At 43.5% G+C, this 16,262-nt stretch carries 12 protein-coding genes and 2 pseudogenes; 11 read left to right on the top strand and 3 right to left on the bottom strand.

Annotation, left to right across the window (positions count from 1 at the left end; translation table 11 throughout):
* The first annotated feature begins 1 nt into the window (after position 1).
* The 7 genes from ACYX4M_RS03375 to ACYX4M_RS03345 all read left to right on the top strand — a co-directional run bounded on the left by ACYX4M_RS03375 (position 2) and on the right by ACYX4M_RS03345 (position 8,153).
* Positions 2 to 1,267: a glycerate kinase type-2 family protein gene (locus ACYX4M_RS03375; protein WP_476081896.1), complete on the top strand. Its 1,266-nt coding sequence runs from the start codon at positions 2 to 4 to the stop codon at positions 1,265 to 1,267.
* Between the two features lie 56 nt (positions 1,268 to 1,323).
* Positions 1,324 to 2,400 (top strand): AraC family transcriptional regulator, encoded by a 1,077-nt coding sequence (locus ACYX4M_RS03370; protein ID WP_476081895.1) that lies wholly within the window; start codon positions 1,324 to 1,326, stop codon positions 2,398 to 2,400.
* Between the two features lie 196 nt (positions 2,401 to 2,596).
* Positions 2,597 to 3,904, top strand: coding sequence for an MFS transporter (locus ACYX4M_RS03365; RefSeq protein WP_476081894.1), 1,308 nt, complete (start codon positions 2,597 to 2,599; stop codon positions 3,902 to 3,904).
* Between the two features lie 42 nt (positions 3,905 to 3,946).
* Positions 3,947 to 5,344 (top strand): aldehyde dehydrogenase, encoded by a 1,398-nt coding sequence (locus tag ACYX4M_RS03360; protein ID WP_476081893.1) that lies wholly within the window; start codon positions 3,947 to 3,949, stop codon positions 5,342 to 5,344.
* A gap of 35 nt (positions 5,345 to 5,379) precedes the next feature.
* Positions 5,380 to 6,219, top strand: coding sequence for a p-hydroxycinnamoyl CoA hydratase/lyase (locus ACYX4M_RS03355; protein WP_476081892.1), 840 nt, complete (start codon positions 5,380 to 5,382; stop codon positions 6,217 to 6,219).
* Positions 6,220 to 6,229: 10 nt separating this feature from the next.
* On the top strand, positions 6,230 to 7,696 hold the full coding sequence (locus ACYX4M_RS03350) for an AMP-binding protein (protein WP_476081891.1): 1,467 nt from the start codon (positions 6,230 to 6,232) through the stop codon (positions 7,694 to 7,696).
* Between the two features lie 52 nt (positions 7,697 to 7,748).
* On the top strand, positions 7,749 to 8,153 hold the full coding sequence (locus ACYX4M_RS03345) for a PaaI family thioesterase (protein WP_476081890.1): 405 nt from the start codon (positions 7,749 to 7,751) through the stop codon (positions 8,151 to 8,153).
* Between the two features lie 34 nt (positions 8,154 to 8,187).
* Here the strand turns inward: ACYX4M_RS03345 and ACYX4M_RS03340 are convergent, their stop codons facing one another.
* Entirely contained in the window at positions 8,188 to 8,397 is a 210-nt protein-coding gene (locus tag ACYX4M_RS03340; RefSeq protein WP_476082847.1) for a hypothetical protein, read from the bottom strand.
* A 125-nt stretch (positions 8,398 to 8,522) separates the two neighbouring features.
* On the opposite strand from ACYX4M_RS03340, the gene ACYX4M_RS03335 reads away from it, so the two are divergent.
* The 3 genes and pseudogenes from ACYX4M_RS03335 (at position 8,523) to ACYX4M_RS03325 (ending at position 12,095) form a co-directional block, all read left to right on the top strand.
* Entirely contained in the window at positions 8,523 to 9,395 is an 873-nt protein-coding gene (locus ACYX4M_RS03335) for a helix-turn-helix domain-containing protein (RefSeq protein ID WP_476081889.1), read from the top strand.
* Positions 9,396 to 9,610: 215 nt separating this feature from the next.
* A pseudogene (locus ACYX4M_RS03330) lies at positions 9,611 to 9,745 on the top strand (YebC/PmpR family DNA-binding transcriptional regulator); the annotation flags it as partial.
* A gap of 337 nt (positions 9,746 to 10,082) precedes the next feature.
* Entirely contained in the window at positions 10,083 to 12,095 is a 2,013-nt protein-coding gene (locus ACYX4M_RS03325) for a hypothetical protein (protein WP_476081888.1), read from the top strand.
* Positions 12,096 to 12,577: 482 nt separating this feature from the next.
* Here ACYX4M_RS03325 and ACYX4M_RS03320 read toward each other — a convergent pair.
* A pseudogene (locus ACYX4M_RS03320) lies at positions 12,578 to 12,881 on the bottom strand (helix-turn-helix domain-containing protein); the annotation flags it as partial.
* Positions 12,882 to 13,223: 342 nt separating this feature from the next.
* Positions 13,224 to 15,113, bottom strand: coding sequence for a putative bifunctional diguanylate cyclase/phosphodiesterase (locus ACYX4M_RS03315; RefSeq protein ID WP_476081887.1), 1,890 nt, complete (start codon positions 15,111 to 15,113; stop codon positions 13,224 to 13,226).
* A 428-nt stretch (positions 15,114 to 15,541) separates the two neighbouring features.
* On the opposite strand from ACYX4M_RS03315, the gene ACYX4M_RS03310 reads away from it, so the two are divergent.
* Complete coding sequence (locus ACYX4M_RS03310) at positions 15,542 to 16,198, top strand: NAD(P)H-dependent oxidoreductase (RefSeq protein ID WP_476081886.1); 657 nt, start codon at positions 15,542 to 15,544, stop codon at positions 16,196 to 16,198.
* Positions 16,199 to 16,262: the final 64 nt, after the last annotated feature.

Genomic DNA, 16,262 nt, shown 5'->3' with positions numbered 1-16,262 from the left:
GATGGGGTTAGTTTCTCCTCAAGTCAAAGTTGATCTCAGTGAGATCACTTTGGCTGCCGTTAACAGTGTCATTCCCGGAGATAATCTGGCGGCGTATATGCCGGAACGTCCCAAAGGGCGCGTTGTCATAATTGGTGCAGGTAAAGCGTCAGCAAAAATGGCAGCTGCTGTGGATAAGATTTGGTCGGACGTTGACTTGACTGGAGTCGTGTCTACTCGATACGGACACGGAGTTGACGCTGGCCGAATTAAGATTGTTGAAGCAGGCCATCCGATACCTGATGAAAATAGTCAAATAGCGGCGCAACAGATGATAGATGTTGTCAGCAATCTAGCCGAAGAGGACTTAGTTATCGCATTGATTTCGGGAGGTGGTTCTGCCTGTTGTGCTCTGCCTATTAACGGTGTTTCTTTAGCGCAAAAACAAGCCTTGACTAAAGCCTTGTTACACAATGGTGCAACGATTTCAGAAATCAACACTGTCAGAAAATCACTGAGTAAAATTAAAGGTGGCAAACTGGCCTTGGCAGCGTTGCCAGCAAGAGTACACAGCTTGATTATCAGCGACATACCCGGAGATAACCCAAGCGATGTAGCTTCGGGACCTACGGTATTGTCTGACAGTTTGCAGTATAACGCGGTCACTATATTGCATAAATACGGTTTGGGTACTGAACTTATTGCTGCTTTGGAAGGGCAAGAAGCCCAAATCCCTGTCCAAGCCAGCAACTACATTACCCATGACTTAGTTGCGACACCTATAAAAGCGCTTGAAGTCGCCGCAAAAAAAGCGGCTGATTTGGGCTATACACCACTGGTACTAAGCGACGAGTTTGAAGGTGAAAGTGCTCAGCTCGGTAAAATGATGGCGGCTATTGCAAAATCCGTTAAAAAACATCAGCAGCCTGTAAGATTACCTGCGGCGATCATTTCCGGAGGGGAAACTACGGTTTCCATAGGTGATGTTAAACCGGGTAAAGGCGGCAGAAATACGGAGTTTTTATTGGCATTTGCGGTGGAGTTACAAGGCTTGCAAGGTGTATATGCTCTAGCCGTCGACAGCGATGGGATTGACGGTTCAGAAGATGCAGCGGGTGCTGTGGTTACTCCTGAATCGTTAATGAAAGCTGCAGAGGTGGGTGTAAAGGCGACGCAATACTTAGAACGACATGACAGTTATAGTTTTTTTGAAGCTATTGATGATTTGGTTATTACTGGGCCGACATTAACCAATGTCAATGATATTAGAGTTGTTATCATAGTCTAAACATTCTTAATAGGTTAACCTGTTGTTAAAAACCTGCATCATTAAAGTATCTCCCTATGCCTGTGATCCCTGCCAAAAAATTTGATATCGACAGTCTTTCCAATGTTCTCGGCAAAGAAGATTTTGGCTCTGGGGCGAATCACTACTTAACATCGTTATACGAATTGGCATTGGCGCGAGGGGTCGATGCCAATATTTTATTGCAGGGTATCGGCCTCAATCATGCAATGTTAGAACAACCGGATTTGCGTATTCCAACCGAAAAGCTAGCGACATTTCAAAAAGCTATTTGGGATTGGTTGAATGACGAGAGTATGGGGGTGTGTAACCGCAAAATGCCGTCGGGCACCTATTTCATGATGGGCAAATTAACAATCAATCAGGCCAATTTAGGTAAGGCGTTGCAGCTTGGAGCTAGATTCTATAATTTAATGCTGCAAGACAAGTTTATTGAGCTAGATGTTCAAAAAGAGCAAGTAGTATTGAGGGTGTGTTTAGCGCAACTTCAGCAAGACTTTAAACATTTGTTTGCTGAGATATGCCTGCTTGCCTGGCATCGATATGCCTCCTGGTTTATTGCGGAGACGCTGCCGTTAATTGAAGTGCGGTTTCCTTATTCACCGCCTGCTCATGTAGAGGAGTACAACTATTTATATCCAGGTAAGCACAGATTTTCTAGTGGCGAACTAGCGCTGGTATTCCCGACCAACTATTTATCCAAAATCTGTAAACAAAACGAGTCTACCTTAAAGGTATTTATGAGCAGGTGTCCGGTGGAATTGTTTAAACAATACAAGGGAGACTACAGTTTGGCTTCTGAACTCAAAACCCTTATCAAAGGTTGCCTTGACTCTGGATTAGCGACCATAGAACACTGTGCAGAGAAGCTACACATGACAACGCGAACGTTAATGCGCAAGTTGAAAGAGGAGGGAACTTCTTTTCAACAGATAAAAGATCTGGTGCGTCGCGACAGAGCGATCCATTTATTGTCGCAAAAAACTATCGCAATCAATGAAGTTGCTGCGCGCGTTGGTTATTCAGATCCTGCCGTATTTACCAGAGCATTTCGTCAATGGACGGGGGAAGCCCCAAGAAATTTTCGTAATAAGCTGGACTTCGATAACAACTAATTAACCTGCTTTGCATAAATTATCCTCTGGCATTATTTGTCAATTTTTTCGTCACTATCTGCTATTCACTTGCCCAACGCTTTCGCTAATATCTACTCCACAATAACGATTAATTAACATCCCCGATCTCCAACTAGATATATTTTGCTCGTGGGGATAGGCCGCTCAACTAACATGGGCATTTAAGTGAGACTCTATGAACCAATCCGTATCCAGCATACTAGATAAAAGTGAGCTCAGTCGCTTACAGTTAGTCGCGATCATAATTTGTATATCTTTGAATGCCCTTGATGGTTTTGATGTACTGGCAATTAGTTTTGCGTCGCCGGGCATAGCATCGGATTGGGGTATTGATAGAGCGGCTCTAGGCGTCGTCCTGGCGATGGAACTGATTGGCATGGCGATAGGTTCAGTAGCGCTTGGTGGAATTGCCGACAAATACGGCCGTAAGCCAACGATTCAGTCGTGCCTGGTTTTAATGACGCTCGGAATGCTTGGCTCTGCTTTTGCCGCGGGTATTACCAGTTTGCTCGTATTCCGCTTTATTACCGGTATAGGCATAGGCGGTATGTTGGCATCAACCAACGCCATGGTTTCGGAATTCTCTAACGCCAAGTACCGTAACTTGTGTGTCATTTTGATGGCTACTGGGTATCCTTTGGGCGCTGTGTTAGGTGGTGCTATAGCGTCTCAGTTACTAACGGTTTACGGCTGGCAGTCAGTATTTATGTTTGGCGCTATCGTGACCGGACTCTTCATCTTGGTCGTTGCATTTTGGTTACCTGAATCGGTACTGTATCTGTCGAATAAACGTTCAGGTACGGCGCTAGAAAAGTTAAACAGCATTTTAGCTAAGATGAATAAGCCGTTACTAACCAAGTTACCAGAGCCATCGGCAGTCGCTAAAAAATTCAGTTATGCCAATTTGTTCACGCCACAACTGCGAAAATTCACACTACTGCTAATTGTTGCCTATTTCGCACATATTATGACGTTCTATTTCATTCTGAAGTGGATTCCTAAAATTGTCGTCGATATGGGCTTTCATCCCAGTCAAGCGGGGCAGGTATTGGTTTGGGCTAATGTGGGTGGAGCTGCGGGTGCAGTAATTCTCGGTGTAATTACTAGCCGCCTTGATCTCAGAAAGTTGTTAATTCCTGTACTAATCGTTGCCTTTGTCATGGTGTCAGTGTTTGGCATAGGGTACCAATCTTTAGGCACGTTAGCGTTAGTCTCAGCCGCCACAGGTTTCTTCACCAATTCTGGCGTTGTGGGGTTGTATGGATTGATGGCGAGAACTTTCCCACCAGAAGTACGCGCTAGTGGTACTGGGATAGTCATCGGCGTAGGACGCGGCGGTGCAGCGCTAAGTCCTATTGTGGCAGGTTTATTGTTCTCTCAAGGGGGAGGACTTCAAGGCGTAGCAGTAACTATGGGAGCTGGCGCACTCGTCTCAGCATTGGCAATTTACTTTATGAAAGACAATTCGAAGGCTCAGTCTTAGCAGACTACTCCGAACACAAACACAGACGTGAGGATGGTAAAAATGAAATTTACCCGTATCAACCCGTTAACTGGTGAAGTGGCCAGTGAGGCAGAAGCAATGCAAGCCGTTGAAATGGCAGATATTGCTGCGAAAGCACAGTTGGCCTTCGAAGAATGGTCACAACAGGGCCCAAATGCTAGACGGACAGTTTTAATGAAAGCTGCCGCAGCAATGGAAGCGCGAAAAGACGATTTCGTCGCAGCTATGATGAGTGAAACTGGTGCCACTGCCGGTTGGGCAATGTTCAACTTAACCTTGTCGATTTCTATGTTGCGTGAAGCTGCGTCGCTGACCACTCAAGTAAGCGGCGAAATTATTCCATCTGATAAACCCGGCTGCATGGCGATGGCACAGCGTCATCCCGTTGGAGTAATACTCGGAATAGCACCGTGGAATGCGCCAATTATCTTGGGCACTCGCGCTATCTCAACGGCACTAGCGTGTGGCAACGCCGTGATTTTAAAAGCGTCCGAGGTGTGTCCACAGACGCATAAACTCATTATTGATTCGTTGGCCGAAGGTGGTTTCCCAGAAAACACGGTCAATATTGTAACTAATGCGCCAGAAGACGCTCCAGCAGTAGTAGGTGCATTAATCGATGCCAAAGAAGTAAAGCGTATTAACTTCACCGGTTCGACGGAAGTTGGTCGTATTATTGCGACGCGTGCGGCTCAGCAGCTCAAACCATGCCTGTTAGAGCTCGGTGGCAAAGCACCTCTTGTGATTCTCGATGATGCGGATTTGCAAGAAGCGGTTAAAGCAGCTTCTTTTGGAGCTTTTATGAATCAGGGGCAGATATGTATGTCTACCGAGCGCTTGATTGTCGTTGAAACGGTTGCAGATGCGTTCGCCGAACAATTTGCTGCAAAAGCCAAAACTATGAAAGCCAGCGACCCAAGAGAAGCTAAAACCCCGTTGGGTGCGGTCATTGATATGAAGACCATAGAAAAAGTTAACATGCTGATTGACGATGCTGTGGGCAAGGGGGCAGAAATTATTGCTGGCGGCAAGGGTGAATCTGTTCTGATGGCCGCAACCGTACTCGATCATGTTACAGCAGATATGGCTATTTATAGTGAAGAGAGTTTTGGTCCGGTAGTTGCCATTATTCGAGCAAAAGATGAAGGCGACGCGATTCGTATTGCCAATGACAGTGAGTATGGTTTGAGCTCGGCTATCTTTACGAAAAACATTGCCAAAGGTATGGAGCTTTCCAAGAAAATTAAATCCGGTATGTGCCATATCAATGGTCCAACTGTGCACGATGAGGCCCAGATGCCATTTGGTGGCGTTGGTGCCTCTGGATATGGTCGCTTTGGCGGCAAAGCAGGTATAGACCAATTTACTGAACTGCGTTGGATTACCATCGAAACACAAGATGGTCATTATCCAATCTAACAGTGATATTCGAAAAAGATATTAGAGGAAAAAGTATGACTACAGATAGAACTGAACAAGACACAGTCGCGGTGACGGTAGAAAACGGCATCGCTTGGGTAGCGTTTAATCGCCCTGAAAAACGCAACTGCATGAACCCTAAGCTCAACCGCCAAATGATGCGTGTATTAGACGATTTAGAGTTTCGTGAAGATGTGGGGGTTTTGGTGTTGACCGGTGAAGGCACTGCCTGGACTGCGGGTATGGATCTCAAAGAATATTTCCGTGAGAACGAAGCAAAGGGGTTGGGTGCGATTCGCAAGGCACAAAGTGAGTCTTATGGCTGGTGGCGACGTTTGCGTTGGTATCAAAAGCCGACGGTAGCCATGATCAACGGGTGGTGCTTTGGTGGCGGTTATGGGCCATTATTTAGTTGTGACTTGGCATTCTGCGCAAATGAAGCAACTTTTGGACTCAGTGAAATTAACTGGGGTATTTTGCCCGGTGGTGGAGCAAGTAAAGTCGCCATAGATTTAATGCCAATGCGCAAAGCAATGTATCATGCGCTAATGGGGGAAAATATTGACGGAGCAACTGCGGTTGAGTGGGGCTTGGTTAACGAATCAGTACCTTTGGCGCAGTTAAAACAGCGCGTCACAGAAGTGTGTAACGTGTTGCTGGCCAAAAACCCCATAGCGCTTAAAGCGACAAAAGATGCAATGAGACGCGTTAAAGAGATGACTTATGACAACGCAGAAGATTTCTTGGTGAGAGCACAGGAGGCTGCCAACAGTTTTGACAATGATGGTCGCAAAGAGGGCATCAAACAGTTTATTGATGATAAAACGTATAAGCCTGGATTGGGTGCATACGACAAATCAAAGCAAGCTCAATAGAGAATAGTATATGGACTTTCTAACTTTACAGGCGGTCTTGCATCCAGACAAAACGGCGGTAACTGATCTAACTTATAGCAATAGTTGGAGCTACAAAGCTTGGAATAGCGTCGTTGCGAGAACGGTAACTTGGTTAGAACATAACGATGTCGGCAAGGGGGATAGAGTCGCTTGCATCGCAAAAAACTGTGCTGAAATAGTGGCATTGAGTTTAGCTTGCGGGCGTGCAGGTGTTTTGTTTGTGCCGTTAAATTGGCGACTATCCAAAGACGAGATTGAAACCCTGCTTGAAGATTGTAAGCCGAAACTGATTGTTGCCGATGAGATGGCCGATAGTCTAGGACTCGACTATTGCCCCATTAACAGCATACTGCAACAAATCCTTTCGTTTGAGGAAGCGAGTTATACCAATAGCCAATATCAACAGCCCAGCTTGATGCTTTACACCTCTGGAACCACTGGCGCGCCGAAGGGGGTGCTTCACAGTGAAGCGAGTATTATGGAGACGACTCTGAACATGGGGGTGCTGGCCTATGTTGACGAGCACAGTGTGTTCCTCTGCGAAGCACCAATGTTCCATGTTATCGGTTTGATTTCCAGTATCAGACCAGTGTTGTATCACGGTGGTACCATTCTAATTTCTGATGCTTTTGTACCACCAAGAACACTAGCCCGCTTGAGTGACGCCGAGTTAGGCGTCACTCATTACTTTTGCGTACCTCAAATGGCCAATGTCTTGCGTCAGCAAGATGATTTTGATGCAACTAAGTTGCGAGGTCTGAAAGCCTTGCTGACTGGCGGTGCTCCTCATCCTGAGGTTCAGATTAGAGAATGGCTTAACGATGGTATTCCCATCGTTGACGGTTATGGTATGAGCGAAGCTGGCACCATTTTTCACATGCCTTTCGATATTGCAACTATTGATAAAAAAGCTGGATTTGTTGGGGTGCCAGGTCATCGAATACAAACTCGTATCGCCGATGAAAAAGGCAATGAAATAACAGATGGCAGAGCTGGGGAAGTACAAGTTAAAGGTAATAATCTATTTCTCGGTATCTGGAATAAACCTGAGATCTACAAAGATTGTTTTACTGAAGATGGGTGGTTTAAAACTGGCGACGTAGCCATCAAAGATGAGGATGGTTTTCATCGTATCGTAGACCGCATTAAAGATATGTTTATTTCCGGTGGTGAAAACGTGTACCCCGTTGAAGTGGAAGGCATTGCCCTTAAGGACGAGCAAGTATTGGAATGTGCTTTGATCGGCGTGCCAGACGAAAAGTGGGGTGAAGTAGGGTGCTTGTTTGTTGTGCCTAATAAGCATTTCACGGAACTCGATAATGATGCTTTGTTGGCTACTTTAGAAGCTTCTCTGGCGCGTTATAAATTGCCTAAATACATTAAACAGGTGAATGAGCTACCGAGAAACGGAACCGGAAAAATAAGAAAAAACCTATTAAAAGCGCTACCACTTTAAATGCTCTCCTCCGTGTCCGCCGCTCTAGTAGCGGCTTCTTTTGGCTAGAACTATGACGAACTATGAAGACATAATAAAAGCTGGGAAGCTTCAAGCAAACAGTGCTAGAACCTTAAATGCAGAGCTTATCAACTATAGTGAAAAAGCTTTGTCGATCGAAATGGCTTTTAATTTGAACGAAGATTTCTGCAACCCTGCTGGTAACATCCAAGGCGGTTTTATTTGTGCCATGTTGGATGAATGTTTGGGACCTGTACTCTTTTATTCACTAGATAAGGGGCAATTTGCCCCCACGTTGGAGATGAATACTCAGTTTATCAATGCTGCAAAGCCAGGGGCGTTTATTGGCAAGGCTAAAGTTACCTCGAAGGGAAAACGCGTTTGCTTCTTAGAAGGTGAGTTGATTCAGGACGAGCAAGTAATCGCTAAAGCAACTGCGTTGGCCATAGTTAAATAAGCGCAATCGAACTGTTTTTCTCGGTTTCTGGTCGTTAGTCAGACATAGGCAAGTGCGTTTTTAAAAAGTCCTGCTTCAGTATGACTTCTTTGTATTCGCCAACGACACCAAACTTATCGCAGTAAGCCGCGGGATCTGCGTCAAATTCGCTGCGATTTGATTCTTTGTTAAAAGAAAATAATAGTTTGTTTAACGCATAACACGGGTGAGCGCGTTTACCATCAAAAACATACGTGCCAGGAATGTCTTCATATTCTTTTTTCTACCAGCCCTTAAGGCTCCCCTTATTGTTGCATTGTTTGCATTATATGTAGAAAAAATGCATTTATAATGGGAGTATCTTTTTTAAAAATGCACAAAACGTAGATTATGAGTGATTTTATAGAAAGAGACGATGACCAAGGACTATACGTTGAAGATAGCTTCGATCAGGTGAGTTCGTTTCTATATTGTGAAGCACTGACGGTTCGCAGTGAAAAGCATGATTGGCGAATTAAACCGCACAGACACAGGAATCTTTTCCAAATTTTTGTGGTGACCGAAGGAGGTGGGAACGTGCAGCTTGATCATGAAAGACAGGCAGTTGCTGCACCATTTATTATTTTTATTCCTCACGAAGTGGTACATAGTTTTGATTGGCAGGTAAGTTCTTCTGGCTATGTATTATCGGTCGCCTCGTCAGCTATGCAGCAAATCGCGCAGAACATTGAACTGCAAGGGTTTATGAGTGAAGCTGCGGTAAACCCTATGAATAATCGAGAACGACAGGTTATCGAAGGCCTTTGTCTGCAACTCTCGGCTGAAGAACAGGCTAGTCAGCCAATGCGAGAACACATGCTCATGACGTTGCTTAATCAACTATTGATTAACACCTATCGTATGAAACCCTCAGGCGATCCACATTCACTTAGTTTGACTAAATCAGAGCGGAAACTGGCTGACTTTAAAGCGTTGATAAAACAACATGTCATGAGCCAACATCAGGTGGCTTGGTATGCTGACAAAATTGGTGTTAGCGCCCCGCATTTAAATCAAATTTGCCAGAAATACGCCGAAACATCTGCTCTCAGTTTGATTCACAAAGAAATTTCAGATGAAGCAAAACGCTTGCTTATTTTTGCAGATTTAAGGGTAACAGCGATTGCAGAAAGGTTGGGCTTTCAGGAACAAACTTACTTTACAAAATTTTTCAAAAAGTTTACTGGACTGACCCCTTCGAGCTATCGAAAGTATTATCGTTAGGGGTGTAACATCGAGTGCTGCTCCCCTGTTTATGGGGTAGAGCCGAGCTATCGCTAAAGTTCTTTAAAAAATTGTAGTCTCACCCTGACTTGAACAGGGGACCTGCCGATTATGGGCCAATCGCCATATTGAATAAAGCGAGGTCGCGAATTTTTCTTCCTAAATGCAATCTAGCCCCGATGATCCATATTTCTTGCGAGAAAGAGAATTTTAAGATGGGAAGAGCATTCGAAGTTCGTAAAGCCGCCATGGCAAAAACTGCCGGCGCAAAAACAAAGGTTTATTCTAAGTACGGTAAAGAAATTTACGTGTGCGCAAAAAATGGTGGTTCCGACCCAGACACTAGTCTGGTCGATTCAGTTCTAGCCTAAACATATTGCATGTTCAAGTTCTCGTTTGTTTTTTAAATGATGCGCAGGTGGACGCCTCAGGCAAGTCAAACTCTCGTTGGATGATGTAGTCGACAATCACACAGGTTGGCACGAATTGAAAACCAGCGGCGCTCGACAAATATTGGCGGTAATCGGTGATTTCCTTTCGTAATTAGTAATAAATCAGGTTTTTTTCAAAAATAATTCAGGTTTTTTTCCTCCTCTACAGACTAATATTTTAGTGCTCTGAATTAGCTGCCAATGGTCGGCATAGAACATTGGCTACTGAAAACTACTCCCACAAGGAGGTGTTCGCATGCTGCGTACGTCATTTCTTTTGTTTTTTATTGTATTTATCAGTCTGCGGATCGCTGATTCGTATGCTCAACCCCTCTACATACAAACGTTCAACGACGGCTTCGCGCTGGATAGTAGTAAGGTAGGCTTGTCTTTGTTTCCTGAGGAGTACCGATTGCAAGAATCCTTTTACGCCATTCAGTCAATTAATACCGGTAGACTATCTCTATTAAATGATTATGTTTCAGCATCGGCGCTAGGATCAGTTCCAAATCCAGAGCGTCTGGTGTGGGACGCTAAAATGGCGACCTGCCAAGGTCTCGGTTTTAATCAGTCACAATGTATCAACGGCGGTGAGCTTGGTGAATGGGGCTTCACAGCAGAAAAGCCAGCAGAAACGATAAGAAACCCTTTATGGACAACCTGGAAATCAGCATATGATAGCTGTAAGAGGGTGCTAACTGATTCTCAATGTGACAAACTTGCAAACGGGACACTGGCTAAAATCAGGTATATTAGTGGTTACGAAGAAAAGTGTGTAACCATAATTGGACACAGAGAATGTGTTCTTGACCTATTCAAACCAAAATACTCTGATTACACGTTAGATAAAGAACCGAAAAAAGACATCGATAATCCAGACTATGCCCTTTATGACGCTTGTATAAAAGGAACGGCGGCATTAGGGGCTGCAAATTGTGAGTTTACAGTTTCAGAAACAACGCCGGGCTTGGGAACTGCACCAAGCGAAAACCTTGATTTTGGTGTGGATGCGAAAATAGGTGCTGAGTTGGCGGTTGAGGTAACCGGAGAAACTGGTATTCAAGGCGAGCTCCATGTCAGTGGTGGCGAGGCATCAGCCAGTATCAACGGTAGCATAGAGACTGAACTTACTGTGCTAAATGCTGAGCGTGGAGCGTTTGTCGCAAACGAATTAGCCATCACCTCGTCATTATCGGCAGAATATGCTCTTGAAGCGCCAACGCTTAATGCGCAGCTAGATGCAGTTTTTGATATGGGGGTCGATCTTGATGGCAATCTCTGCGTGTTAGATTGCTTTTCATTAGATTTACCGGCTTTTACTAATCCGTTTGGTAACTTTAATTTGCTTGATTTTACCTTATCCCCGGAATTGGATTTGAACCTATTCGGCCTTGATGTAGAAGACTTTGATGGTGGCAAACCGTCTGCAAAAGTGGATGTGTATTTTCCGTCTGGTGGTGGACAAACCGTCGTACTAAATAATAAAGTACCCGTATCAGATACACCTGCATTTACAGCAGAGGTATTGAATCCATTTAAAACCTCGAGTCTTGATGGTTTAACCGTAACTACCCCTATGCTATCGACTGAATTTAGTCTGACCCGAATTGGTGAGCAGTTAGCAGGATCACCGGGTGCACTTCGACGTGAGTTTTCTCATCCTAAAATAAACGATCTCAAGGGCGCGTATACCCTTGCCAATGTCACTGCAGGTATGCTTGGTTCACTTCAAAGCACCTTCTCTCCAAGCGTCACGCTCAAACAAAAGCTCACGTTTGACCAAGACGTATACGCTGACCAAGGCGGTGTTCTTATGAATAGGGGGAGCGAACTCATGGTAGATGTTATGAACGATTCTTCTCAAGTACTATTTAGTCATAATAGCAATATTCTCGATATTGCTAAGCGAGAGTACTTTCTTGATATCGATTTAGGTGTGGATTTTGATGCGCTTTTTGAACCTATTCTGGGGATCAAAGCTGGATGTGCACAGTTGGTTGATTTACCTAAGATAGGTGGCGTTGAAATACCGAAAGGAATTGCGGATAAACTAAAGAAAGAAAGGTGTGCAAGGGATGATACCTATGTCTTGACTGATCCTTTACTATCTTTGAACCTTTTTGATGATGTACTGAGTGAAACAATTGGGCTTGCCCAGTTTAATAACACTGAACTTCGAAGTCGTTCAGTTACTGCTCCCAGTTCGATAGGTTTGTTTTTACTCTCAGGATTTGGATTCATCATCTGTCGCCGACGCAAATTATTGTGAAAATGGGCACCTATCGGAATTAAAATATAAAAAACAAAGGTCTGGTATTTGTCTTTAGGAAATCACTGCCTTCGCGGTGATGACGGTCAGCAACTCACTGATTGCTGCCGGTTTTATAGGCTTACGTTGCACATCAATGTCTGGTAATACACCAATATCTTGCCAGTTTTTTTTGTTTCGGGATGTATGAATTCAGCGTAAGTCATTATCAGACTTAAATGTTCACTTAGTGGTGTTGTGCTGCTCAAATAGCCTAACTCAATGGTTGGCGTCCCAATAACAACCGCTTGCTTAGAATGTTTTAGGGTGAGTATAAGAAGAATAAAAGCTATTTATTAGCCCTTGGTTACAGTTGTCTTTTAGACAAGCTCAGTTTGTGGAAGTGTTTAATTGTGGAAGTTTTTTATGACGTGTTAGTTTGAAATGTCATGCGAAGATAGGCTATTGGTACTAATCTCGGCTAAAGTTCAGGTTAATCATTTACGTCGATTGTCACGGCTAATTGTAGATGGCGCTCTAGACAAACGTCTGGCAATTTCTCGAATGGATTGTTTACCGACTAAGCATCGTGATATTTCTTCTCTTTCATCAAGCGAAAGAGACTGTGGATGTCTTTTTCGTTCTGGTGGCCGATACCTACCAATTTGATAAATGGTTGGCATAATAGAAGAGTGAAAGCGGTCAAACATATCTAGCGATATCATGCAGCGAATCACCTCGCTTATATCTGTCCCAAATAAGTGCTTTCTGTTCTGGTGAGTAATAGATACGTTTTCTTTGTTTCATGGCAACATTCCTCCTTTAATAAGGATAGCGTTGCACTCAGCAATTGAACTCAAGGTCTAAAGCCGCCTGTCAGATTGTGTCTAAATCTATAAATGAATGTGTAAGATCAAGTATAAGCTACTACACCTAATCCACCTCATACTTTGATGCTATAAATTGTCATATCGGTAAACTTCTTACTTACAAAAGGGTCGTTCTAGATAGCCTTTGTTTACTGGCTCGCATTAAACAACTGATTTACTGTAAACACTAAAAACGAAATCTCTCGTTCTTAACTTTAAAGCCCCTCTTTTGAGGGGCTTTTGTTACAGATTGGATGTTATCTTACCATTCATATTGCCTTTACATAGCTAGGCGTTTAAGTAAATCGTCCCAAGCCAAGGGGCGAGATAAGAAGTACCCTTGTGCCCAGTCACAGCCATGCCTTTTCAGATAATTTAACTGCTCTTCAGTTTCAACTCCCTCAGCGATAACTCGTAATCCGTAGAGTTCGGCAAGGTTCTGTATAATCAAAACCATTTTGCTTCTTGGATCGTTCCCTGAAAATAAATCACTGATAAAAGAACGATCGATCTTCAGGCAGTGGGCTGGGTAATGGATGAGTTGACTAAATGCGGTATAACCTGTTCCAAAGTCGTCGAGTGCTAGAGAAACTCCAGCTTTGTGCAACGCACGTAGCGTATCTAAACAGGCTTTATTTCCTGCAACTAGAGCAGTTTCAGTCACTTCTAATTCTACACTGCATGGCGTGACCGCGTATATTTCAAGTAAACGTTTAACCTGAGACGGGAAATGTTCATTGTTTAACTCAACGCCAGATATATTAATGCACATCTTTCCTGTGAAATTGTGTTGCTGCTGCAATGTGACAAGGCGTTGCAAAGCTGCGTCGATCACCCATAAATCGATGTCTTTTATAAGCCCAGTAGATTCGGCAACAGGAATAAATTGATCTGGTCCTATTTTTTCTAACTCGGGAGCGTTACATCTAAGTAACGCTTCAACGGCAACAATGTCGTCATTATCACAATCGAAAATAGGCATAAATACTAGGGATAATTGGTCGTTTTCTAACGATGCTCTTAACCCGTTTTCTATCTTCTGGCGCTGCTTTATAGTGTCGGCAATCTCTTGCGTGAAAAATCTAAAACAATTTCGACCATTTTGTTTTGCGTCATACATTGCTGTATCTGCAAAATGAAGCAGTTCAGAGGGCTCTTTTGCATCATCAGGAAAAACTGCAATACCAATACTGGCGTATGTGAGGTGAGTAATACCCTCTACCTCGAAGCCGCCATCAAAAATATCTAAAATTCGCGATGCCACCTTTCCGGCATTAATTGTATCTTTAATATCCGGCAGCAAAACAACGAATTCATCGCCAGCAAGTCTAGCAATACTTTCCTCTTGAGGCTTAAGTACTTGGTCAGACGGACGAATTTCACTCCACAACTGTTCGCTAAACTTCAATAAGAGCTTGTCACCCATTTCATGACCATACTGATCATTCACCTGTTTGAAGTTATCTAGATCGATATAAAGTAGGCCAACTCTTTGCTTATCTTTGCTTGCTCTATCAATTACGCGTTGGAGGTTTGTTTTGAAATTCCAGCGATTGGGAAGGCCCGTTAACGTATCGTAGAACGCCATTTGCCTAATATCGTCATCATGCAATTTAATGATTGTCTCGTAAGATTGCTCTTCAGAGCGAAGGGCTGCAAGGCATATAAGGTTAAGTGCTAACGTAGTTAAAATAAAACGTATGGCTTCTACAAGCGTGTAACTCGTCATCAATAAACTAGAAAGCGGGGTGAACAGAAGAAGAGTACTAGTGACGCTAAAAATACAGAATACGACGACCGCAGGCCAAAATCGATTAATGAATAGGTTAATCGCCGCTATGGGGTATATCCATAGCATGCCTGTATTGTCCTTTCCGCCAGTAATGAGCAAACTCATGCATAACACAAATAAGATGCCGCTTAGTATTACAGCGGCTCTTTCTACATCTCCTGAGCGCTTCAAGAGATAAAGGTTTACTAAGCCAATTAGCCCATTGCTTACTAATATGCTGCCGAGCAAAAAGGCATCGTTATATAAGCTTAATCCGCCCAGTGCGAACAGAAAAATTACGCCTATAACAGTAAGAACTTGGCAAAGGACAAATCGACGGCGATGACGAACCTGCATCATCTCTCGTTGTCCGGACGTAATTTCGTGAGCTTGGTTCATATCAAGATAGAATTTTCAAAGATCCATATAAGGTAACTAGAAGGCGTCAATTCCATCGTCTAACGAAAAAATTAGTTTTGCTCTTCATAGTAGGTGAGTTAGATAAGCTTATCAACTTACCTTTAGTTGAAAAGAATAGTAGAGAAAAAGTATAGATTACTTGCTCTTACATAAGTGCTTTCTTATTTTTATGGTTCTCAATACTTGGGGGGCGCTATAGCAACTTTCATTAGTCAGAACGTACAAAGCACTTCGCCAATACTCAACTCAGCTATTTAAACGAAGGCACTCACTCCTCTTAACTCAAACTATTGTCAAAAATACATTGAAACTGATTCAGCTTCCGAAGGGCTTATCATTGAAAAGAGGAATCAATACCATGAGCACAACTTTTAGATTATTCCTATTTATATATTGAGGAGTCAGTTGTGTCTCATCCAATTATCGAAGATTTAAACAAGCGTTATACAGTTAAGAAGTACGATACTAGCAAGCGTATTTCAGCTGATGACCTTGCTACCATTCTTGAAGCTTTGCGTCTATCAGCGTCTTCTATCAACTCTCAGCCTTGGAAGTTTGTTGTAGTAGAAAGCGATGAAGCGAAACAGCGCCTTCACGATAGCTTTGAAAATAAGCATCAGTTTAACCAACATCACGCTAAAGAAGCATCGCATACGATTTTATTTGCGTACGACCCTAAATTCACTAAAGAAAAGTTCGTTAAGCGCGTGGATGCGGAAGTATCTTCAGGTCATTTACCAGAAGACATGCGAGAAAATTTCATGGGCGCTTACGCATTTGCCGAAGCGAACACCGATGAGAATGGAAACAACGCGGCGTGGACTAAAGCCCAAGTTTACTTGGCACTGGGTAACGTACTGCATACTGTGGCGCGTTTAGGGATCGCCTCTACACCGATGGAAGGCGTTGACTCTGATTTACTTAGCGAATTATTCAAAGACGAACTAGGCGGTCATATTTGTGAAGTGGCATTGGCCATGGGGTACCCTGATACTGAACAAGACTGGAACCATGGTTTGCCAAAGGCTCGCTTGCCAAAAGACGACGTGATTGCAGTGGTTTAATCCTCACAGAGCAGCCAACTGAGTAAGTATTAAGTGTTAAAGAGCGCCCTCGACGGCGCTTTTT

The organism is Alteromonas sp. ABV4_150, from assembly GCF_056311745.1.
Note: the sequence above shows the minus strand (reverse complement) of the source record. Positions and strands in the feature narration are given on the sequence as shown.